The organism is Collinsella aerofaciens (assembly GCF_040915545.1).
Taxonomy (GTDB): Bacteria; Actinomycetota; Coriobacteriia; order Coriobacteriales; family Coriobacteriaceae; genus Collinsella; species Collinsella aerofaciens_BE.
The window spans coordinates 29,237-50,522 of record NZ_JBCPDH010000015.1; the positions used below are offsets into that span (position 1 = coordinate 29,237).

The 21,286-nt window shown below is 59.9% G+C and carries 20 protein-coding genes; 11 read left to right on the forward strand and 9 right to left on the reverse strand.

Annotated elements, in window-relative coordinates:
* The 3 genes from AB5202_RS06230 to AB5202_RS06240 all read right to left on the reverse strand — a co-directional run.
* The coding region (locus tag AB5202_RS06230; RefSeq protein WP_368147498.1) for a D-2-hydroxyacid dehydrogenase at nt 1–710 on the reverse strand (710 nt) is incomplete at its 3' end.
* Between the two features lie 129 nt (nt 711–839).
* Nucleotides 840–1,727, reverse strand: a complete 888-nt coding sequence (gene map, locus AB5202_RS06235; protein ID WP_117816942.1) for a type I methionyl aminopeptidase — start codon at nt 1,725–1,727, stop codon at nt 840–842.
* Between the two features lie 160 nt (nt 1,728–1,887).
* Nucleotides 1,888–2,664 carry a radical SAM protein gene (locus tag AB5202_RS06240; RefSeq protein ID WP_117847979.1) on the reverse strand — a complete coding sequence of 259 codons (777 nt, stop codon included), beginning with the start codon at nt 2,662–2,664 and terminating at the stop codon, nt 1,888–1,890.
* A gap of 225 nt (nt 2,665–2,889) precedes the next feature.
* Here AB5202_RS06240 and AB5202_RS06245 point away from each other — a divergent pair, with 225 nt between their 5' ends.
* The 3 genes from AB5202_RS06245 (at nt 2,890) to AB5202_RS06255 (ending at nt 6,159) form a co-directional block, all read left to right on the forward strand.
* Complete coding sequence (locus AB5202_RS06245; protein WP_368144367.1) at nt 2,890–3,687, forward strand: alpha/beta fold hydrolase; 798 nt, start codon at nt 2,890–2,892, stop codon at nt 3,685–3,687.
* 211 nt (nt 3,688–3,898) lie between these two features.
* Nucleotides 3,899–5,779, forward strand: coding sequence for a diguanylate cyclase (locus AB5202_RS06250; RefSeq protein WP_368144366.1), 1,881 nt, complete (start codon nt 3,899–3,901; stop codon nt 5,777–5,779).
* 23 nt (nt 5,780–5,802) lie between these two features.
* Entirely contained in the window at nt 5,803–6,159 is a 357-nt protein-coding gene (locus AB5202_RS06255) for an Hpt domain-containing protein (RefSeq protein WP_055309465.1), read from the forward strand.
* Nucleotides 6,160–6,264: 105 nt separating this feature from the next.
* Here the strand turns inward: AB5202_RS06255 and AB5202_RS06260 are convergent, their stop codons facing one another.
* The 5 genes from AB5202_RS06260 to AB5202_RS06280 form a co-directional block, all read right to left on the reverse strand.
* A complete protein-coding gene (locus AB5202_RS06260) occupies nt 6,265–7,074 on the reverse strand; it encodes a gamma-glutamyl-gamma-aminobutyrate hydrolase family protein (RefSeq protein WP_368144465.1) in 810 nt (269 codons plus the stop codon).
* An 87-nt stretch (nt 7,075–7,161) separates the two neighbouring features.
* On the reverse strand, nt 7,162–7,926 hold the full coding sequence (locus AB5202_RS06265) for an amino acid ABC transporter ATP-binding protein (protein WP_368144463.1): 765 nt from the start codon (nt 7,924–7,926) through the stop codon (nt 7,162–7,164).
* 36 nt (nt 7,927–7,962) lie between these two features.
* Nucleotides 7,963–8,796 (reverse strand): amino acid ABC transporter permease, encoded by an 834-nt coding sequence (locus AB5202_RS06270; RefSeq protein ID WP_368144462.1) that lies wholly within the window; start codon nt 8,794–8,796, stop codon nt 7,963–7,965.
* Entirely contained in the window at nt 8,793–9,452 is a 660-nt protein-coding gene (locus AB5202_RS06275) for an amino acid ABC transporter permease (protein ID WP_368144461.1), read from the reverse strand. The genes AB5202_RS06270 and AB5202_RS06275 overlap by 4 nt, the downstream gene beginning before the upstream one ends.
* Before the next feature lie 138 nt (nt 9,453–9,590).
* Complete coding sequence (locus tag AB5202_RS06280; protein WP_368142721.1) at nt 9,591–10,586, reverse strand: glutamate ABC transporter substrate-binding protein; 996 nt, start codon at nt 10,584–10,586, stop codon at nt 9,591–9,593.
* Nucleotides 10,587–10,855: 269 nt separating this feature from the next.
* Here AB5202_RS06280 and AB5202_RS06285 point away from each other — a divergent pair, with 269 nt between their 5' ends.
* The gene (locus AB5202_RS06285; RefSeq protein WP_368144460.1) at nt 10,856–12,058 is read left to right on the forward strand and encodes an iron-containing alcohol dehydrogenase; all 1,203 of its coding nucleotides are present in this window, start codon (nt 10,856–10,858) and stop codon (nt 12,056–12,058) included.
* Nucleotides 12,059–12,281: 223 nt separating this feature from the next.
* Here the strand turns inward: AB5202_RS06285 and AB5202_RS06290 are convergent, their stop codons facing one another.
* The gene (locus tag AB5202_RS06290; RefSeq protein WP_368142722.1) at nt 12,282–14,063 is read right to left on the reverse strand and encodes a 1-deoxy-D-xylulose-5-phosphate synthase; all 1,782 of its coding nucleotides are present in this window, start codon (nt 14,061–14,063) and stop codon (nt 12,282–12,284) included.
* A 228-nt stretch (nt 14,064–14,291) separates the two neighbouring features.
* Here AB5202_RS06290 and AB5202_RS06295 point away from each other — a divergent pair, with 228 nt between their 5' ends.
* The 7 genes from AB5202_RS06295 (at nt 14,292) to AB5202_RS06325 (ending at nt 20,948) form a co-directional block, all read left to right on the forward strand.
* On the forward strand, nt 14,292–14,828 hold the full coding sequence (locus AB5202_RS06295) for an HD domain-containing protein (RefSeq protein ID WP_368144458.1): 537 nt from the start codon (nt 14,292–14,294) through the stop codon (nt 14,826–14,828).
* Nucleotides 14,829–14,831: 3 nt separating this feature from the next.
* Entirely contained in the window at nt 14,832–15,851 is a 1,020-nt protein-coding gene (locus AB5202_RS06300) for a putative ABC transporter permease (RefSeq protein WP_368144457.1), read from the forward strand.
* A gap of 198 nt (nt 15,852–16,049) precedes the next feature.
* The gene (locus AB5202_RS06305) at nt 16,050–17,327 is read left to right on the forward strand and encodes an ammonium transporter (RefSeq protein ID WP_368144455.1); all 1,278 of its coding nucleotides are present in this window, start codon (nt 16,050–16,052) and stop codon (nt 17,325–17,327) included.
* A gap of 209 nt (nt 17,328–17,536) precedes the next feature.
* Nucleotides 17,537–17,875, forward strand: a complete 339-nt coding sequence (locus AB5202_RS06310; protein WP_368144454.1) for a P-II family nitrogen regulator — start codon at nt 17,537–17,539, stop codon at nt 17,873–17,875.
* A 74-nt stretch (nt 17,876–17,949) separates the two neighbouring features.
* Complete coding sequence (locus AB5202_RS06315) at nt 17,950–18,612, forward strand: TetR/AcrR family transcriptional regulator (RefSeq protein ID WP_368144452.1); 663 nt, start codon at nt 17,950–17,952, stop codon at nt 18,610–18,612.
* A 100-nt stretch (nt 18,613–18,712) separates the two neighbouring features.
* Complete coding sequence (locus AB5202_RS06320) at nt 18,713–19,975, forward strand: MFS transporter (protein ID WP_368144451.1); 1,263 nt, start codon at nt 18,713–18,715, stop codon at nt 19,973–19,975.
* Nucleotides 19,976–20,090: 115 nt separating this feature from the next.
* Entirely contained in the window at nt 20,091–20,948 is an 858-nt protein-coding gene (locus AB5202_RS06325) for an HAD-IIB family hydrolase (RefSeq protein ID WP_368147499.1), read from the forward strand.
* Nucleotides 20,949–21,286 lie beyond the last annotated feature (338 nt).

The following is a 21,286-nucleotide window of genomic DNA, read 5'->3' on the forward strand; positions in this document are numbered from 1 at the left end:
CAACCCACGGCGGCGGCCACCACCCGGGCGCCGCGGCCGCCGTTGGCAAAGAAGGCACTCGGTTTCATCGCGGCAAAGAACTCGGCATTTGCAATGCCGCGGGTCTCGGGCGCACTGGGCATAAAGGATGCGACGACGTCTGCCTCGGCCAGGCGCTCGGGGAGGGCGTCCATGCCGTCCATGTCCTCAAACACAATGGGGTAGACGAGTGGATGGCGCTTGATGCCGCGGACGTGCGCGCCCATGTTGCGGCAGAGTGTGGCGAAGTGGCCGCCGATATCGCCCGCGCCTAGCACCAGCACATTGGCGTTCTTGAGCGAGGTGACCGGCCCCAAATCCTCCCAGCGATGCTCGCGCTGCAAGTCGTGATAGCCGGGCAGGCGCTTCATCATAGAAAGGACCATGGCAAACATATGCTCGCTTACGGCCTGGCCGTAGGCGCCCACCGAGCAGGAAAGCTTAGCGTCGGCTGGCACGGTGCCGGCGGCCAAGTAGTCGTCATAGCCGGCGGTCTGCAATTGCAACAGCTGGAGATGCTCGCATGCCGTGAGCATGCCAGGGTCGATGTTGCCCAAGATCACGTCGGCATCGGCGACCTGCTCGCGCGTGGCGGCGTCGGAGCTCGTGTAGATAAAGTCCTCGCCCGGAGCGCTCGACTCAAGAATTGCGCGATGGCGGTCATTGACGGGCAGCAAAACCAGGATGTTCACAAGCAGTCCTCTCCGCTCGACCTGCCAAAAAGGGACAGGTTTATTTTGGCAGGTTTTATCACGCAAAACGTTTAAATAAAACGCCGGATGCAAGACGAGCGTGCCCGTCAGCATCCGGCGCATCCACGGCTACCAGCTCAGCAGCTCGTAGCCGTCCTCGGTCACCACGAGCTGTACCTCGCACTGGGCCGAATCGCTGCCGTCCTTGGTGCGCACGCACCAGCCGTCACCCTTGCTGATCTTGATGTCGGGCGCTCCGGCGTTGACCATGGGCTCGATGGTAAAGACCATGCCCGGAGCCATGATGGTGTCCACATCGGGTGCCTCGGTGGTAAAGCCCACAAACGGGTCCTCGTGGAACTCCTTACCGATGCCATGTCCGCCGTACTCGCGCACCACGCTAAAGCCGGCGTCCTCGACCGTCTTTTGCACGGCCTCGGCCATAACGGACAGCGGCAGCCATGGCTTGACGGCTGCCAAGCCCGCCTCCACGCTGGCGCGGGTGACGTCGACCAGGCGCTGGCGCTCGGCCGAGACCTCGCCGATGCAGAACATGCGGCTCGAGTCGCTAAAGTAGCCGTCCAAGATCGTGGAACAATCGACGTTGATGATGTCGCCCTCGTGCAGCACGTCCGTATCGCAGGGGATGCCGTGGCAGACCACATCATTGATCGAGGTACACACGCTCTTGGGGTAGCCCTCGTAGTTGAGGTCGGCCGGCGTGCCGCCGTGCTCGACGGTGTAGTCGTAGATCATCTGGTCGATCTGGTTGGTGGTCATGCCCGCGGCGATGTGTTCGCCTACGTAATCGAGCACGCCCACGTTGATGGCGGCCGAGCGCTTGATGCCCTCGATATCGGCGGGCGTCTTGTAGAGCGTGCGGGGCAGAACCTCCCAGCCCTCTTCCCACAAGCGCTCGAGGCGCTCGTCGAAGGCGCTATGGCATTTCTTATATTTTTTGCCGCTGCCGCACCAGCAGGCGTCGTTGCGGCCGGGCACGGGTCCATTGTCAAACATGGCTAACTTCCTTTCATTCGCAGCTAGTATAGCCCACCCACGCGTCCATAAAAGTTGCGGTGATATAGTTCCGATTTAAGCGGTTTAACAGCATAAATAGGAACTATATCACCGCAACTGATGGAGCGGGATGGCAGGCACTAGCTGCTGCGTGGTTTTGCTAGTAGCTCACCTGGCAGGGAATGCCGAGGGCGCGCACGCGCGCGGCAATGGCGTCGAGGGCCTCGGGTGCTGCTTTGGCAAGGCCTGCGACCGGTGTCTCGCGCGCCACCGTGTAGATGGTCGCCTCCTGCGGACGAATGCGCTCGAGCACCGCGAGCCAGGGGGCGACGTACTCCTCGCCGGTGTTGTCGATGGGCTTGCCCTGATACTCACCGGTCAAAAAGATCGTCTGGATAATAACGTGACCGTCAAAGCTTGCGAACGTCTCGATCTGGTGCTCGACGTCGTAGGGGCCAACGGGCTGGTCGAGCAGCTGGATAAATGCCGGGTCGACGGTATCGAGCTTAAGAATGTTGTCATCGACCATCATGAGCGCGTCGTGCACCTCGGGGCGGTCGGCGCGCGTGCCGTTGGAGAGCACGGCGATCTTGGAGTTTGGGGCAAGCTCGTCGCGCAGCGCGACGGCGCCGGCGATGGCCTGCGGAAACTCCGGTGCGGCGGTGGGCTCGCCGTTGCCTGCGAAGGTGATCACATCGGGGAGCTCGCCCTCGGCTGCCATCTCGCGCAGCTTTGCCTCGAGCGCGTCGAGTACCACGGCAGCTGTGTTGTACGGCTCATGGCAGGGGCGCTCGGCGTTGAGGCCGTTTTCGCAGTAAATACAGTCGAACGTGCAGATTTTGCCGCTGGCCGGCATCATGTTGACGCCGAGCGAGAGACCAAGGCGACGGCTGCGAACGGGCCCAAAGATGGGGCTGGCATTCAAAAACGTAGACATAGGCATATGCTCCTCAAGACAATTGTGCCTAAGCATAGCATCGGCTCCAAAGCAGGGTGCGGGCTCTTGCTTTACAAGTTTCGTTTTTTCACGTCGCTCATTATGCCGTGTCATGAAAAGCCTCGGGTCGGGTAAAGTTAATCTGTTAACAAGGCGTAAAGCAATGCAGGTCTATCCAGCCGTACTGATGCGCAACTGGATGGGCGTTGATGATGGGGGCACAACATGGATTTTACGGTCGAGAATGCGGGCACCACGATTGCCTGTCGCGAATATGCCGGCCCGGATGTGTCGCCTGATACTCCTGCCTTGGTGTGCGTGCACGGCGCTTGTGTCGACGGCACATTTTTTGACGGTATCGCTTGTGAGCTCAGTCGCAACTACCGCGTAATTGCCTACGACCGCCGCGGCTGTGGCGGCAGCAGCGAAGCGGCAGACGGCAGCTATGATCTTGCCGCTCAGGCCGCCGACCTGCAGGCCGCGATCGAACACGTTGGCGCTCCGACAAATGTGCTTGCGCACAGCGCCGGTACGTTGGTGGCGCTGGAGCTTCTTCGCACCGAACCCCATCTCGTCGCCCGTGCGATTCTGCATGAGCCGGCTGTGTCGGCCGAAGGCGTCGGCATGGGCGCAGCTCCGGTTTTGCTCGATATGATTGCGGCTGGAAAGGTTTCAAGGGCGCTCCGGCTTTTCTTGGGAGCCCTCGGCGACTTGGACCCCGAAGCTCCCGGGACGACCGAAGCGGAAGCCAAACATGCCCTGCGCAATGGTCGTTGCTTTATGGCTAATGAATACGGAACAAATATGACATATGCTCCCGACTGGGAGCGCGTCCGCGCGTCAAAGGCGGTGTCGGCCGTGTTTTTGGGCGAGCTTTCGGTCGATACACCCCGCGAGGCTGGCACGCGAGCGGCTGCCGAATATCTCGATTGCCCCCTTGTGACGATCCCGGGCGCGCATAACGGTCTGCGCGATCGCCCCGTTACGGCGGCAAACGCCGTTCGCGATGTATTGGAGCGTTAGCACGCTCGATGACCTGCGGGGAGAGGGGCTGTTAGCGTTTCGTCATTGTTAACGAATGCGCCCATAACCGCGCGCCCGCGGCTCCATTACCGCCGTTTGCCAGGTCATAAAAATGTAACGATAATCGCGCGTTTGCCTTCAGCTGTTAGATGCTACCCTTGTACCAATTGATATGCACCGTTGCCGTGCGTAACGATAGGAAGGGCCCCATATGCTCAATAATCACGAGGTCAATCTAACCGACGAGGAGGCTGCCGCTGAGGTCGCCCGCGTCGCGAAGACCTACCCCGTGGTGCGTTTGCTGTCGGCCGATCAGATTAAGAGCGAGCCTAACTGCCTGCTCGCCGGCGATCGGTGTCCTTGTTTGCGCCAGTCGAGTCTTGAGGCTTTGGCAGACTCCGATGAGGTGTCGGAGCAACTGCTCAATGATGGTACCGAGTACCGCGCTCGCCTGCGCCCTCTGAAGGTCGAGGGCGAGCCTCGTGTCTTGCTGATGGTGCGTCCGATCGATGAACAAGAGGCTGCAGAAGAGGACCTTGTCTACACCGACGTGCTGACGAGTGTGCGCAATCGCCGATATTACGAGGAAAAGCTCCGTAGCGCCCGCATGAAGGCCGGCGTTGCGGTGATCGACCTTGACGATTTTAGGGTCTTCAACGATACGTGTGGCCGTCATGCCGGCGACCTTGCGCTCGGTGCCGTGGCGACAGCCATACGCAGCGGTATTCGTTCGACTGACGAACTTGTGCGCTATGGCTGCGACAAGTTTGTGGCCGTCATGCCCGATATTCCCTCCGATGACTTCGCCCGTCGCCTGCGTCAGGTATCCGATGCCGTTCGTTCCGCGTTTATTCCGGGCCATGAGCACGTGAGCTTGACGGCATGTGTTGGTGGCGTTCGCATTCATGGCGAGACGGTTGATGAGGGCGTTGGCCGCGCTGTCCAGTTACTGAGCCGTGCTAAGGCAAAAGCCGGTACGGTCGTGACCGATGGCGATTTCATCGAGGTCTTCCAAAACGAAAAGCCTTTGGTGCTTATCATCGATGACTCCGAGATGAACCGAGCCATTCTCAACGAGATGCTCAAGGACGAGTATTGCATCCTCGAGGCTGATAACGGTCGTACGGCGCTCGATATGGTCGACCGCTATGGCGATGAGTTGTCGCTCGTGCTACTGGACATTGTCATGCCGGACGTGAGCGGCTTTGAGGTGCTGACCGATCTGTCGCGCCGATCGGTTGTTGACAAACTACCTGTCATCATGATCTCGAGCGAAGATTCCGACGATATGGTTCTGCGCGCGTACGAGCTGGGCGCCTCGGACTATATCAACCGCCCGTTTGACTCCCGTGTCGTGCGCCGCCGTGTAAGCAACACCATCCGCCTATACGCCAAACAGCGCCGCCTGACGAGCCTGCTGTCCCAGCAGTACAACGAGCGCGTCAAGAACAGTCGCATGCTCATCGACATCATGGCCGGCGTCATGGAGCTTCGCAACGGCGAGAGCGGCAGGCACGTTACGAACATCGAGAAGCTGACCGAGCTGCTGCTTGACTGTCTGGTCCAGCGTAGCGACACGATCTCCCTTGACAATGAGGAACGCTCTACGATTGCCCTGGCTTCGGCGCTGCACGATATCGGCAAGATGTCGATTGACGATGCGATTCTCAACAAACCCGGGCGCCTTACGCCCGAGGAGTTCGAGATTATGAAGACGCATACCACGATGGGCGCCGACATGTTGCTTGAGCTGGGCCGCCATCACGTCGGCAATGCGCTTATGGAATATGCGTACCAGATTGCGCGTTGGCATCACGAGCGCTGGGACGGCAAGGGTTATCCCGATGGCCTTAAGGGCGACGAGATTCCCATTGCCGCGCAGGTGGTTTCGGTGGCCGACGTGTATGATGCGCTGACGAGCGTGCGTGTGTACAAGGACGCTATCCCGCACGAGGAAGCAATCCAGATGATCCTGGACGGTAAGTGCGGTACCTTTAACCCGCTGTTGCTCGACTGCCTGCTCGAGGTGCAAGACCGTATTGCCGAGACGTTGGCACGCCCCGCCGATGTTGTCGCGTTTCCCACGATTTAGTTTGACCTAAGGAGTTTTAATCCATGATTTCCATGCGTGAGGCGTATGAGAAGATCGGCGCTAATTATGATGACGCGTGCGCTCGGCTGATGGGCGAGGAAATGCTTGCCCGCTTTGCCCTCAAGTTTTTGGATGACGAGAGCATGGACAAGCTGGAGGCCGCCATGGCGGCAGGAGACGCCGAAGGTGCGTTTATGGCAGCGCACACGCTCAAGGGCGTGAGCCAGAACCTGGGATTCGATAATCTGTACGAGCCGGCGGTCGTGGTGACCGAAGCGCTGCGCGGTGCCGATGCCGTTGACGGCGCCCGCGAGGGGATGCATGCGCTGCAGCAGCAATATGCGGCTACGATGTCGGCTCTGCGCGAGGCGGGCGAGTAAGAGGTTGTGAGCCTTGGGCTGTGTGCCTGCCGCGTATAGGCAAAAGGGCGCCCCGCCGGACCATGTGGCCGGCGGGGCGCCCTTATCTGTTATGCGGTTCGCGAGCTAGCGAGCCTGCTTAACCTTTGCCGCTGCCTCGACAAACGACTTCCACAGGTTAAAGTCGGTCTCGAGCGTCTTCCACGTGTACTCGGGGTGCCATTGCACACCCAAGCAGAACGGCTGGCCTTCGACTTCGATACACTCGGGAACGCCGTCGGTTGCCTTGGCGACCAAGCGCGTGCTTTTACCCAGACGGTCGACGCAGCAGTGATGTGCCGAGTTGGTCTGGATCAGCCTGTGCCCGCCAACCGCGCGCTCCAGCAGCGAGCCCGGCACGACCTCGACGGGGTGCACGGGATCGTTGAGCACGTGGGTATGGCGCCACTGCGTGCGGCCCTCGCGCGCACCCAGGCTCGGCACGTCCATGCACAGGGTGCCGCCGGTGGCGACATTGAGCAGCTGCGTGCCTCGGCAGGTGGTAAAGAGCGGCTTCTTGGCGCGAAGCACCTCGCCGACCAGCTTAAACTCAAAGCTATCGCGAATCTCGCAGCAGAGGGTGGGATCGTAGGGTCGATCATCGCCCCAACGTTTGGGATTGACGTCGGGGCCGCCGGGGATGGCGATGCCGTCGGCGATATCAACGTAATGACGGATGACCTCAATGTCCTCGGTGATGGACATCTGCAGCGGCAGGCCGCCGGCGGCAAGGATGGCATCGACAAAGACGCTCGCAATCTCCTCGTTGGGGGAGAGCGTCTCGCTCAAATAGGGTTTCGCTTCTTCCCAGCGTGGTGCGACCAGGATGAGCGGACGGTCGGCGGGATCGACGTCGACGTGCGGAGTGTAGGACGATGAGGTGCGGGTTCCGATCATGGGCGTAGCTTTCGAATCCGGGTGGACATGGCACAGGGGTGGCGCGGAGCAAACGTTACTGATGAATTTGCCCGCGTGGCAATTGGGTTAGTGACCCTTGATGGAGTTGAGGAAGTCCTGGGCGCGCTTGGTCTGGGGGTGGTCGAAGAACTCGTCGGGCGTGCCGGTTTCCACGATCTGGCCGTCGGTCATGAACACGACTCGGTCGGCCACGCGGCGGGCAAAGTTCATTTCGTGCGTGATGACGATCATCGTCATGCCCTGCTGGGCCAGACGGACCATGACCTCGAGTACCTCGTTGATCATCTCGGGATCAAGGGCGCTTGTGGGCTCGTCAAAGAGCATGGCCTTGGGCTGCATGGCGAGTGAACGGGCGATGGCCACGCGCTGCTGCTGGCCGCCCGAGAGCTGTGCGGGCACCTTATCGGCCTGCTCGGCAACGCCCACGCGGCTCAGCAGGTCCATGGCGCGCCCACGAGCCTCCTCCTTGGACACGCCCAGTACATCGACCGGCCCCAGCATGACGTTCTGCAGTACGGTCATATGCGCAAACAGGTTGAACTGCTGAAACACCATGCCCAGCTCGGCACGCATGCGGGCAAGATCCTTGCTCTCCTGCGGCAGGGGCTCGCCCTCGATGAGGATCTCGCCCGAGTCGATGGTCTCCAAGCGGTTGATGGTGCGGCACATGGTCGATTTGCCTGAGCCCGAGGGTCCGATCACAACGACGACCTCGCCGCGGTCAACCGAGAGATTGATGTCGTTGAGGACGTGTAGATCGCCATAGTGCTTATCGACGTGCCTGAGCTCGATCAGCGGCTGATTGCCGGTGGAAGAGGTGCTCTGTGCCATGGTGCTCGGCTCCTTATGACTAGAAATGGTAAAGCGTTAGCGGATGATGGTCGCGCCGGTCTTGTGCGAAACATAGACAGCGGCCTTGTTGATCGCGACGTTGATGAGGATGTAGATGACTGCGATCACCAGGTAGACCGACACGAGGGCATCGTAGTTGGTAATGAGCACGCGGGCATTTTGCATGAGGTCGGGGTAGCTCACCACGTAGGCGACGGTGGTGTCTTTGACTACGACCACAAGCTGTGAAATCAAGGACGGAATGATAAACCGAATAGCCTGCGGCAACACGATTTTAAAGGTGATTTTAGCTTTGGAGAGACCGAGTGCCTGGGCGGCCTCGACCTGACCGCGCGGCACGGCGTTGACGCCGGCACGGAAGATCTCGGCAACTACGCCAGCTGCGGCGAGCGCGACGGGAAGCGTGAGCATCCAAAACGACGGTAGCGCGATCTTGTACTGGGGCAGCACCAAAAAGAAGAAGTAGATGAACAGCAGACTCGGCACACCGCGGAAGAAATCGGTGAGCACGCGGCAGACCAGCTGTAGCGGCTTGATGCCGCTGGTGCGGCCGAGCATAAGGGCTAAGCCCAGTACCAGCGCAATGACACCGGCAGTGAGTGCGACTTTAACGGTGCCCTCAAAGCCGGCAAGCAGGAACTTCCAGGTGGTGAGGTGCGTAAAGAAATACCAATAGTGAACCGAAAGCTGGCCGGTCACATAAAAGCGCTGCAGTACCAGGACGACGAGTGTGGCGACGGCAACAAGCGAGATGGCGGTGCCGATGCGAATCTTGGTGCGCATCTTGGGGCCGGGAGCCTCGTAGAGCGCATCGCGCATGGTGAGCGCGGAGGTGGAGTGCTTGCTCATCGGAGGATCCTCACCTTCTTATCGATGTAGTTGCCAATGTGGCTCACCACAAAGGCCGTGCCCAGGTAGCCGAGTGCCGAGATAAAGAACGCGGCGACGCCGCCGAGCGAGCGGGTATTGATGTAGCTCACCACGCCGGTGAGCTCCTGCGGTTTAAGCGGCACCTGGCTGCCGAGCGCGGTGGTGAGCATGACGGCGATAAAGAGGTTGGTCATGGGCAGCACGCTCGAGCGCAGCGCCTGCGGAATCACGATTTTGGCGAGGATACGGTTAAAGCTCATGCCCAGCGAGCGGGCGGCTTCCACCTGGCCGACGCCGACGGTGTTGATGCCGCTCATAAAGTTCTCGGAGCCAAAGGCCGAGCCCAAGAGGACCGTGGCGACGATAACGCAGGTGCGGTAGGGCAGGACGACCTTGAGCGGCGGCAGTGCGTAGACGACGATGATGAGCAGCGCGATGCCAGGGATGTTACGGAAGACCTGGACATACAGGTCGCCAAAGACGCGCAGCGGCTTGAGCGGCGACACGCGCATCACGGTGACGGCGATGGCCAGCACCATGGCGATGACAAACGACTCAAGCGTCATGCCCCAGGTTGCGAGCAGCGCGTCGATATAGTTCTGGCCATAGAGCGACCAGAGCTCGGAGAGACTCATGCGGACCTCCCGCCGATAAGGAAAGGGGCTCCCGTGTGTACGGAAGCCCCGACAACTCAGTGAGGAAACAGTTTACCGCAATAAAGCGCATCATGCGTTTCCGTATGGTTTCGTTGCGGCCGTTACCAGGCTCGCTGCCTAGGCGCCGATCTCGGGCAGTTCGGGAACATTGGTGTCGCCCGTACGGTCGCCGATGCAGATCTGCCACAGCTCGGTCCAGGTACCATCGTCCTCGATCTTCTTAAGGAAGTCGTTGACAAAGGCGACGCCGTCGGAATCGAGCGGCAGGCCGATGCCATAGGGCTCCTTGCTGCCGAAGGGCTTGCCGGCGATTTTGTACTTACCGGGCTCGCGGACCAGGGCGCTCTGCTGCATGTTGTTATCGATGACGTAGGCGTCAACGCGGCCCTGCTGGAGTGCCTGGCGGGCCTCCTCGTCGGTCTTGAACTCCTGCTGGCTGGCCTTGGGAGCGAACTCCTCCAGGATGGCAGGGCCGTTGGAGCCGGACTGGACGGCGACGTTCTTGTCGGCCAGGTCGTCGACGCTCTTGATGTCGTCGTTATCGGCGAGCACCAGGATGGCCTGCTGGGTGTAGTAGTAGGGGCCGGCGAAGGAGACGAGCTTCTTGCGCTCGTCAGTGATGGTGTAGGTGGCAAAGACGGCGTCGACCTGGCCGTTCTGCAGGACGGACTCGCGCGTGTCCGAGGTCACCTGGGTGATCTCGACCTTGTTCTCGCCCAGAATGTAGTTGGACAGGAGCTGTGCGATACCGGCGTCGAAGCCGCGGGTCTGACCGTCCTTCTCGTTGAGGAGGGAGAAGAGCGTGGAGGTCTGAACGCCACCGATCTTAAAGACGCCGGCGTTCTTGACGGCCGTCGCCCAGGTGCTGGCGGCGATGGCGTCATCATCGGCCTTGGGGCCGTCGTTGACGAGCTTGTCGAATGCCTTGGCATCGAGCGTGGTGGAAGCCTCGGTATCTGCGGAGCTCTTGGAGGAGCCGGCGGCGGAACCCTTGTCGGCCTCGGCGCTGGTGTCAGAGCAGCCGGCAAGACCAAAGCCGGCGACGGTTGCGAAGGTGGCGGCGACGAAGCCGCGGCGGTCGAGAACGACCTGCTGGGAGAGGTTCTTGCTCATAGTAGAACACCTTTCTCAATAAAATCCCTAGCGGTTGAGTAGAGTTATACCCCATTGCGTTCAGACGGGTCAACACGAAATAACTCAGAAACATACTTACCTTATGGGTAATTCTACCTACCAAAAAGGGACAGGTTTATTTTGACAGGTTTTACCTGGGCAAACGTCGATTATTACAGCTGAGATAGCGTTTTGCGGACGGCATGGTCGCTCGCGGCGGTCGCTATAATGGCGGCAACGCGACACAAATATAAGTAAGGAGATCGCGTATGAACGGTTATTCGTTTTTCGCGCCGACCAAGGTGTTGTTTGGCGCGGGCAAGTTGGGCGAGCTGGGTGCGCAGAAGCTTCCCGGCACCAAAGCGCTCATCGTTACCACCGGCGGCAATTCGGTCAAGCGCTTTGGATATTTGGGACGTTTGGAGGCCGAGCTCGATCGCGCCGGCGTGTCGCATGAGCTGTTCGATCGCATTGAGCCCAATCCCCTGCGCGAGACCGTAAACGCGGGTGGCTGGATGGCGCGCACCCATGGCTGTGATTTTGTGCTGGCGCTCGGCGGCGGCTCGGTCATGGACGGCAGCAAGGGCATCTGCGCGGTGGCGACCAACCCGCATACCGATGCCGAGGGCAACGAATGCCCCGGTGACATCTGGGACTTTGTGAATGGCGGCACTGCGCTCGGCCTGCCCATCCCCAACGATCCGCTGCCGCTTGTTTGCGTGACCACCACGGCGGGTACCGGCTCCGAGGTCGATGCGGGCGGTGTCCTGTCCTGCGAGGAAAATGACGAGAAGCTTCGCTTGGGCGATCCGCGCCTGTTTCCGGTGCTTTCAATCGTCGATCCCGAGCTCATGGTGAGCGTCCCGGCACGTCTGACCGCCTATCAGGGATTCGACGCCCTGTTCCATTGCGTTGAGTGCTACATCTCAAATGCCAACACGCCCATGGGTGACATGGTTTGCCGCGAAGGCATCCGCCGTGCCGCCGCGGCACTGCCTACGTGTGTCAATAATGGCGATGACCTGGAGGCGCGCTCGAGCCTTGCGTTTGCCAACACGCTCGGCGGCTATGCCATGGATGCCTCGGGCACCACGGGCTCGCATGGTCTTGAGCACGGCATGAGCGCCCACCATCACGACCTGCCGCACGGTGCCGGCCTCATTATGATCGCCCGCGCCTATCACACGTGGATGATCGATCACGGTGCCGCACCCGAGCGCTATATCGACATGGCACGCCTGATGGGCAATGCCGCCGCGGATGATCCACGCGATTTTGTGATTGAGCTCACGCGCCTGATGGAGGCCTGCCATGTGGCGGACCTCGCCATGAGCGAGTGGGGGATTACGGCCGAAGAGCTGCCTGCCATCGCACACAATGCCCTGACGACCAACGGCGTCCTGTTCAGTCACGACCCCGTGACGCTGACCGACCCCGACGTCGTCGAAATCCTCAAGCAAAGCTACCGCTAACCACCACAAAGGGGACACCTTGGCGGTTCGTCTCAATCTGTAACAGGTAGACGAGGAAATGGATTCTAACTGTTACAGATGGAGACAAACAACAGGGGCAAAGACGGTTTGTCTAGATCTGTAACAATTGGGCGAGGATTTGTCCTCTAGGTGTTACAGATCGAGACAATTGAGTTGGGAAAATAAAAACCTCCGCAGGGGCGCTTCCCTTGCGGAGGTTTTCTTACTCGTTGAGTAGCCTTACGGCTTCGGCGGCCATGTTCTCGACCGTCATGCCGTTTTGCGCGAGCAGCTCGTTGGGATCGTAGCGGTCGGGGAAGCCCTTGGCGATGCCGAAGGTGCGCGTGCGCACAGGCGTGCAGGCCAGATAGCACGCGACGCGCTCGCCCCAGCCACCGTCCAAGATGCCGTCCTCGAGGGTGACGACAACGCGATGCTCGGCGGCAAGGCTGTCGAGGAACTCGCGGTCAAGCTCGGTTGCAAAGCGCGGGTTGACGAGCGTCGCCTCGATACCGTACTCGGCAGCCAGACGGTTTGCCACACGCTCGCCCAGCTCGAAGAAATCGCCGAGCGCGAGCACGGCAACGTCGCGGCCCTGACGCACCACGTTGTAGCGCGCGACGCCGTAATCGGCATCCTCGGCGGGCGCAAGGTCGGGACGGCTTACCAAGCCAATGCCCGGCACGCGAATCGCCACGGGATGCTCGCGGTGATCGAGCGACCAACTCAGCATGGACAGATATTCCTCCATGCAGGCCGGAGCCAAGTAGTGCATGTTGGGAAGTCCGCCCAGCATGGAAATATCAAAGAACGAAAGATGCGTCTCGGACGTGGTGCCAAAGATCGACGCACCAAACACCAGGATGGTTGCGGGGGCGTCGTTGAGGCACAAGTCGTGCCACAGCTCGTCGTAGGCGCGCTGCAAAAACGTGCCGTACACACCAAAGACTGGCTTGGCGCCCGAGCGCGCAAGCGCGGTGGCAAAGGTCACAGCGTGCTCCTCGGCAATGCCCACATCGACGAACTGTTTGCCGGCGGCAGCGCGAAGCTCGGGCGTAAAGCCCATGATGTAGGGCGTGGCGGCCGTGATGCCAACGACCTGTGGATCGCGCTCGATGGCGGCGCTGAGCGCCTCGCCCGTAATGTCGGCATAGGTGCGCGGCGCAGGCTCGCTCGGATGGCCCGGGCAGAGCTTGCGTCCAGTTGCCATGTCAAACGGACCCACGTGGTGCCAGCGTTCGGGGTCGCTCTGGGCTGGCTCAAAGCCCTTACCCTTTGCGGTGGAGACGTGCAGCACGATGGGATGATCGATATTGCGCAGTTCCTGCAACGCATCGACGAGGGCCAACACATCGTTGCCGGCGTCCAGATAGCGGTAGTCGAGCCCCATCGCGCGGAAAACGTTGCGCTCACAGGCGCCGTTGCTGGCGCGCAGCTCGGCCAGATTGCGATACAGGCCACCGTGGTTCTCGGCGATGGACTGGTCGTTATCGTTGACGATGATGATCAGGTTGCTGTCGAGTTCGGCGGCATTGTTGAAGCCCTCAAACGCCAGGCCGCCCGAAAGCGAGCCGTCGCCAATAACGGTAATGACGTTGTACGCATCGCCCGCCAGGTCGCGCGCGTGGGCAAGGCCGCAGCCCAAGCTCACCGAGGTCGAGGTGTGACCCATGGCGAACAGGTCGTGCTCGGACTCGTCGGGATTGGCAAAGCCAGATGCCTCACCATAACGCTCCGGATCGATATAAGTGTACGCGCGCCCCGTCAGCGCCTTGTGGGCGTAGGTCTGGTGCGAAACGTCAAAGACAATCTTGTCGATGGGGGAGTTAAACACGCGATGAAGCGCAACCGTAAGCTCAACAACGCCCAAGTTGGGGGCAACGTGCCCGCCGACGGCGGCGGAGCTTTCGAGGATTGCCTGGCGGATCTCGCCGCAGAGCTGCGGGAGCTCGGCGCGATTAAGAGCCTTGACGTCCTCGGGCGTTGTCGTTTGCGTAAGCAGCATCGTTGTGGGTTACTCCATGCGAATCGTGCGCCGGCACTCCCTCGGCCGGCACAATTGCACAAGACAGTCTCGCACATTTTGGCGTTTGATATGTGACGGCGGCGCGGTAATTCGCCAACTGGTGGGGCAAAACGTTTTGTCCGATGCCATACTGATATGTTCCATGATGTTTTTATCGATTGTGCACAGTCCGTGGCTTGTCGCCGTGAGTCGCTGGAAGGAGGCAGCATGTCCGATACCGTTCGTGCCGAGAAAATCGCGCACGAGGTCGACTATGCCGCCCGCCAGCTGGCCCAGGCGGGCCGCTTGGACCTGACGCACGAGTTTATCCAGCATGGCGACGTGACGGTCTATGCACATGTGACTTCGGTAGCGCGGGCGAGCCTGTCCTTTGCCGAGCGCTTGGGCCGTGCTGGCATTTCGGTCGACCGTGCTTCGTTGTTGCGCGGGGCCCTGCTGCACGATTACTTTCTCTACGATTGGCACGACCCCGACCCGAGCCATCGACTGCACGGATTTCGGCATCCATTTTTTGCCCTGGCGCGTGCGGAGGAAGATTTTGATCTGACGTCTCGTGAGCGGAATATTATCGTGCGCCATATGTTTCCGCTGGTGCCGGTGCCGCCGACGTGTCGTGAGGCATGGATTGTGTGTCTGGCGGATAAATGGTGCGCTCTGCGCGAGACGGTCGCCGGTCGTCTGCCGCGCAAGGACGAGGCTGACGATAGCGTGAGTGGCGAATCGAGCGAGAAGAGGAGAGGGTAGACGGTGGGGACCGCGATCGACATGGCATTTGACGGCGCGACGCTTGCCGCCTGCCCACTCTCGGCACTGGTGCTCTCGTTTGCTTTTTACGGGTTTTGCGGTTGGGCATGGGAGTCGACAGTATGCGCCATGCTCAATCACGGACGATTTGCCAACAGTGGCTTTTTGCTGGGGCCGTGCTGCCCCATCTATGGCGCGGGCGGCATTGCCTGCTGGCTGCTGTTGCGCGGAATTCCTGACGCGTCGAGCCAGTTTGTCGCCGCAGCGCTCGTATGTAGCGTGATTGAGTACAGCGTGGGCGTGCTGTTGGAAAAGACAACAGGCGCACGCTTTTGGGATTACTCGCACCTGCCGTTTAACTTGCACGGACGTATCTGTCTGTACTGGGCCTGCGCGTTTGGCTTAGGCGCGTTGTGTATTTGCCGCGTGGTGGAGCCGGCGGTGTTGGGCCTGCTTGCCCATCTGCCGGTGCTGATTGTGCGGCTGTCCGCGTTTATCGTCGCGGTCGCGATGATGGTCGACGCGGTGTGCTCGTTGGCGAGCTGGCGCCGCCTGTCCGACCAGCTGGAGCGCGTCCGGGCCGACCTTGCCGACCGCATCAACGAGTCGCTTGCCGATGCGTCCGACTCCATGCTCGAACGTATTCCCGATTCGACGATTGACTCGGTGGCACAGACGCACATCCGTAGCCGTGCCGTTAACGCGTGGCTGGCCGAGCTGGGTGACGCCGCGCTCGATGCCCTGCGCGAGAAGGCTTCGATGCCGACGTTTATCGCGGATGGTGCTCGCGGCCTGGCGCTTGCCGCCCGCCGCGTGGCCGATGCCGCGCCGAACATGCCGCGTCCGTCGCTCAGCCGTCGCCTTGCCGGCAAGCGCATGAGCCGTCCGGTGCCGAGCGTGTCACTCAGTCGCCGCGACCTACGCTTCTTTAACGCCTTCCCGCGCCTGCGCATCAATCGCTACGAAGGTGTCATTCGAGCAACTAATCTCCGCGACCGCGCCCACGAGCTGTTTCGGCGCTAGCCGGGACGGGATGGGGCCGGCGCCTGCCGTCCTTGCGTTTCCCATTGGTTTCGCGTCCGTTGCCGCGCCGTTTCTAAGATTGCGGCACCGTTTCCATTCGACAACGCAGCGTTTAACAACGCCGTATCTGGTCTACACCAGTTGCCCCTCGGCCGCATTATGGGCGCCGACAACGTTCATGCGATCAAGGGGGAGCGAATGTACGATACGGGATCGACAACGTTTATGCTCATCTGCACCATGCTTGTGTTTTTAATGACACCGGGTCTGGCGTTTTTCTATGGCGGCCTGTCCAGGCGCAAAAATGTCATCAACACCATGCTCATGTGCTTTGGCGCCATTGGCCTGGTTGGTGTGCTGTGGATTGTTGCCGGCTGGTCGCTGGCCTACGGCAGCGACGGTTCCAGCCCGTTTATTGGAGGCCTTGACCAGCTGCTGTGCCTGCCGGTGCTCAACCAGGTGCTGCAGGCGGCCGAGGGCAATGCTGCGGACGGTGCCGTCTACCCTCAGATCATTAACATCGCCTTCCAGATGGCGTTTGCCATGATCACTGCCGCTATCGTCACGGGCAGCCTGGCCGGCCGCGTTAAGTTTGGTGCCATGACGGCCTTCCTGGGCATTTGGCTGCTCGTGGTCTACGCGCCGCTCGCCCACATGGTCTGGGGCGGCGATGGCTCCTTTATCGGCGACATCATCGGCGCGCTCGACTTTGCCGGCGGCGACGTGGTGCACATTTCGTCCGGTCTGACGGGCCTGATCCTCTGCTTAATGCTCGGCCGTCGTCGCGGCTTTGGCATGGTGAGCTACCGTCCGCATAACGTGCCGTTTGTGGCGTTGGGCGCCGGCCTGCTTTGGTTTGGCTGGTTTGGCTTTAACGGCGGCAGCGAGTTTAAGGCCGACGCCGTGGCGGCGCTCGCCATACTCAACACCGTGACGGCCAGCGCGGCGGGCATGGTCTCGTGGCTTGCCGTCGAGCGCGTGCACACCGGTCGCCCCACGCTGGTGGGTGCCAGCACCGGTCTGGTTGCGGGCCTTGTGGTGGTCACGCCGGGTGCGGGCTTTGTCGAGCCGTGGGCGGCACTGGTCATGGGCCTGATCGTCTCGCCCGTCTGCTACTTGGCCATCAGTCATCTTAAGACCAAGTTCGGCTACGACGATGCGCTCGATGCGTTTGGCTGCCACGGTATCGGCGGCATCTTGGGTGGCGTGCTCACGGGCCTGTTCTGCGTGCCGGAGCTTTCGTGGACCGGTAAGGGCGGCCTGCTCTACACGGGCGACGTGTCGCTGCTCATCTCTCAGATCTTGGGCATTGTGGTGACGGTCGTCATTGTACTGGTGCTCGATTTGGTGATCGCCGCGGTGGTCAAGGCGCTGTTCCACGGCAGCCTGCGCGTGGACGAGGCCGATGAGGCGCTGGGCTTGGATGCGAGTCAACACGGCGAGAGCGCCTACCCTTCGTTCTCCGGACTCGATTAGCAGCTTCCCCAAGCACCGCACCTCGGCCTTCAATCGTCGTTTGCGTACCTTAAGTACGCGGCACTCCTCTTTCAGGCCGATCTGCGGCACTTGGGAAACCTGCTAAGACCTGTTAGTTGCACTTATCTGATCTACAAGGTTGGTCTGCGGCACCTGGGAAACCCGCGTCTCATGTAAAGGGATACGTTGATTATTGAGAGGAATTCATTATGAAAAAGATCACGGCTATCGTGCGCCAGGAAAAGCTTGAGGTTCTTAAAGACGCGCTGTTTGCTGCCGATGTTCGTGGCATGACTATCAACCAGGTGCAGGGCTGCGGCGCACAGCATGGCTGGAAGGAATACGTGCGCGGCAACGAGTTGCTTGTCAACATGATCCCTAAGGTGCAGTTCACCCTCATCTGCGCCGACGAGCACGTCGACGGCATTGTCGAGATTATCTGCAACGCCGCACGCACCGGAGCCGTTGGCGACGGCAAAATCTGGGTCGAGCCGGTTGAGGAAGTCATCCGCATCCGCACCGGCGAACACGGCCCCGCCGCGGTGTAGAATCGACCGCCTGCCATCCGCAACGTTAAAATACTGCAATGAGGCACAAGACTTGCGTTGCGGATGGACAGATTATGGGGCGTAATAAATATCCCGAGGAGACAGTCGCGAAGATTCTCGACGCGGCGCTGGAGCTATTCTGCGCACAGGGTTATGAGGGGACGAGCATTCAAGATATCGTCGACCGCCTCGATGGCATGACCAAGGGTGCTGTCTATCATCACTTTAAGAGCAAAGAAGAGATTTTCAACGCCGCATTTGATCGGGCAATGGCTCCGATTGTTGAGCGCCGCCGCGCGACACTCGGTGCTGGCAATATGACGGGAGCCCAAAAGCTCAAGCGACTGTACGCGCCCGAGTCTGTCGTTCCGCAAATTGAGCTATGGGCACGCATGCATCCTGCGGCAGATCCGGTAAAAAGCTCGCGTCTACTGGCGATGCAGTACCAGGGCTCGTTCGACGAGTCGGCCGATGGCTGTCTTTTGCCAGTGATCGAGGAGGGCATCGCCGACGGCTCCATTGCGTGCAAATGCCCGCGCGAAGCGGCTGAGGCCGTATCGTTGTTGGCGAATCTTTGGCTGCTGCCGCTGTTCCGTCCGCTCGAGACCAAAGAGCGAATGCTCGCTCGCGCACAATGTTTGGTGCAGATGGCGGCCGCGGTGGGGCTCGATTTGGGTAATGAAGTGCTTCAGACAACGGCGCAGATTTGGGACGTATGGGACCGCGCCGGGTGGTAATATAGATACTTACGGTATGTAATTGATTTGTAAGGGTAGCCACGGCTGCCCTTTTCAAGTCATTAAATACATACTAACGGTATGTATAGGGGATAGGCTTATGGCTGAAATGCGGAGGAGTAGCGTCTCGTTGGCGCAAAAAACAGTGCGATCTATCAGGCTTTTCGGTCTTCTTGTTGCACAGCTGTGTGCGTATTCAATGTTGTCAGCACTGTGCTTTGCGTGTCCGCTTTACTTGTTCGATTGCAGCGGCTCGTCAACGTTATATGGCGCCGTCGCGGCGATAGCGTTCATACCGGGCGTGCTCGCGACTCCGGTTGGCGGGATTTTGGCGGATCGGGGAAGACATCGCGGGGTTCTTGTGGTGCTCGGCATTGTTCTGATGACTGCATCACTGCTGTTTATCCCCATGAAGCGTTCGCTGCCTCTTGCCGTTGTCGTGGTAGCAATACTTTGCGTCCAATATGGCATCCAATCGCTGCTGAAACCGATGCTTCAAATTGAGACGGTGCACATGATGGGCCAAGAAAAGGTTGAGCGTGCCACAGCGTTGGTCTCGCAGGTAACCATGGCGAGCAATATCTTGGGGCCTGTAGTCGGGACGGCAGTCTATGGGTGCTTTGGTATCGATGCTCTATGCGAAACCGCGGCGTTGACGTTTGCGATGTCAGCCCTACTGTTCGGGGGCACACTCAAGCGATATGCCTCATTTGGAATGACAGGGGACATTACGACTTGCTCGACATGCCGAAGCGATTTCCGGGAGTCGATTCGGTACCTGGTTCAAAACACATCATTGCTCGTTGTGTTTTTGCTTGCGGCTATTTTGAACCTTGCGTTAGTTGGGTTAACGATTGGTGCTCCCATTGTTGTTTCAAAGCATCTCGGAATACAGTCATCCTTTGTTGGGATTATTGAGGTGGCTATGGGCTTGGGTGGTCTTGTCGGCAGTGGTTTGGTCGGTATTTGGCCGCATCGTTTTTCCTTCAAGGGCATATGTCGATATGTTGCGATGGTCTGTTTTGGAGTCGTACCGATTACTGTCACGCTACTGAGCGGTCCTGATGAATTTGCGTTTGCCGCGCTTGCGGCCGGCTCGGCATGGGTCATGGCGTGGGCAAGCATTACATCGGTTGAAATCGTTTCATTCGTTCAGCGGTCAGCGCCAAAGGAACTCTGCGGAAAAGTGCTGGCACTCGTTTATATGATGCTTTCCTGTGCAACGCCTATTGGCCAATTGGTTTATGGGCTCGCATATGATCGATGGACACCGGCGATTGTATTCGCAGGCATGTTGGCGGTGCTGACGTTGACGACGGCGCTGTTTTATCGGCTGAAAAGTCGCTTGTGGCGATTGTCTTAACGCGCTGAGGCACCGTGAATTTGTGGAGGCAGTGGCGCACCGCGCCGGGACGCCGTTGTCTGGGCATGCCTCTCCTTCGTCTACAATATCGTGCAGACGAAGGAAAGGCACGTCCATGATCAAGATGTTTGCGAGTGACTTAGACGGAACACTGCTGAACGCCCTGCACGAGGCAGATGGGACCATTCGCCGCGCCATTCGCGAGCTGACCGAGGCTGGCCTGCATGTGGTTCCCGCGACCGGACGCTCGACGCTGCCGATCGGCGAGCATGGCTTTACGGGCCTGGCGCTTGATGCCTGCTGCTCTAACGGCTCCATCGTGCGCGACAGTCATGGCGAGGTGCTCAAGACCTGGACCATCGATCCGCAGGTTACCGAGGGGCTGCTCAAGGCATTCCCGGACATTTGCTTTGATTGCTCCACACCCGATGGCATGTTCTCGAGCGGATCGTTTGAGATGCATCAGGCGGGCTTTAAAAAGGACAGCCCTATCAAGCGCATCGTGATGCGCGGTATGCGTGCACGTGGCGGGTATCACGAGGAGCAGTATTTCGACCAGTCGATCGGTGACATCCTGCGCCACGATGTGTGCAAGATCAACTGTCGCGTGACCTCGCTCGAGCTGGAGCGCGACCTTAAGGCGTATTTGGCCGAGCGCTCGGACCGCGTGGTCAACGCGCCGTTCGATCCGGTGATGTTCGAGATCACGGACGTGGCGTGCAACAAGGGCGAGAGCGTGGCCTGGCTGGCGGGCTACTACGGCATTGCCGAGGATGAGGTCGCGGTCTATGGAGACGGCGGCAACGACATCGCCATGCTCAAACGCTTCCGCCACAGCTACGCGACCAAAAACGCAAGCGATGCCGCCAAGGCCGCCGCGAGCGCGACTATCGGCAGCTGCATGGTCCACGCCGTCCCCAAACACATGCTTGCCACCATGCATAAGCAAAACTCCCGCACCATCATCGAATAATGTGACAAAGGGATAGCCCCTTTGTCACAGTTGACGCTGGTCTCTTGAAATACGAACAAACATTCGCATACCTAACTGCGCTTTGATAGAATTGATACTGTTGACGGCAGTTCCATGTGCCGGGCAACGCCCTCCATCTGATGGGAGGTGATGCCCATGACCGATCTGATTGATTTTGTGAGACTTCTGACCGCTTCGGTCTCGTTCTTCACAGCGCTCGTCGGGCTTTCCGAGGCACTCAAGCAACGTTCGAAGCAACGTAAGACGATATGAGAAAGCCATTTGGGTCGCCTCCCCCGCGGCGCAGCTTCTTTCCGCGGGCTCGGGATGCCACAATG